Annotated in this window: 2 tRNA genes and 1 rRNA gene; all 3 read left to right on the forward strand. The window is 44.4% G+C overall.

The features are described from left to right. Positions 1 to 109 (forward strand): 16S ribosomal RNA (locus tag EES38_RS21835); the annotation flags it as partial. A gap of 66 nt (positions 110 to 175) precedes the next feature. Continuing rightward, positions 176 to 252, forward strand: a tRNA-Ile gene (locus tag EES38_RS21840). A 35-nt stretch (positions 253 to 287) separates the two neighbouring features. Further along, positions 288 to 363, forward strand: a tRNA-Ala gene (locus tag EES38_RS21845). The last annotated feature ends 178 nt before the right edge of the window (positions 364 to 541 follow it).

Consider the following 541-nt stretch of genomic DNA (forward strand, 5'->3'; position numbering starts at 1 on the left):
AGCAGGTAGTTTAACCTTCGGGAGGACGCTTGCCACTTTGTGGTTCATGACTGGGGTGAAGTCGTAACAAGGTAGCGCTAGGGGAACCTGGCGCTGGATCACCTCCTTACACGATGATGWTTRTTGTCGAGTGTTCACACAGATTGATGGTTTATGTAGTTTAAGAGACGATACTGGGTCTGTAGCTCAGGTGGTTAGAGCGTTCGCCTGATAAGCGAGAGGTCGGTGGTTCAAGTCCACTCAGACCCACCAATTCTTATTTGAATTGTACGGTATCGACACCTGATGGGGCTATAGCTCAGCTGGGAGAGCGCCTGCCTTGCACGCAGGAGGTCTGCGGTTCGATCCCGCATAGCTCCACCATCTTTAAGTGTTCTTAGTGAGAATATTTAGAAATGGTTCTTTTGAAGAATCACGCTCTTTAACAATTTGGAAAGCTGACAAAACATTCTTTTAGAATGTTTGTAAAAGTTCTCAATGTTTATCATTARGATAAACACCAACACACAATCAAGTGTTCTTGGGAAAACTTACTTTTTAA

The organism is Vibrio viridaestus (assembly GCF_003856525.1).
Lineage (GTDB): Bacteria > Pseudomonadota > Gammaproteobacteria > Enterobacterales > Vibrionaceae > Vibrio > Vibrio viridaestus.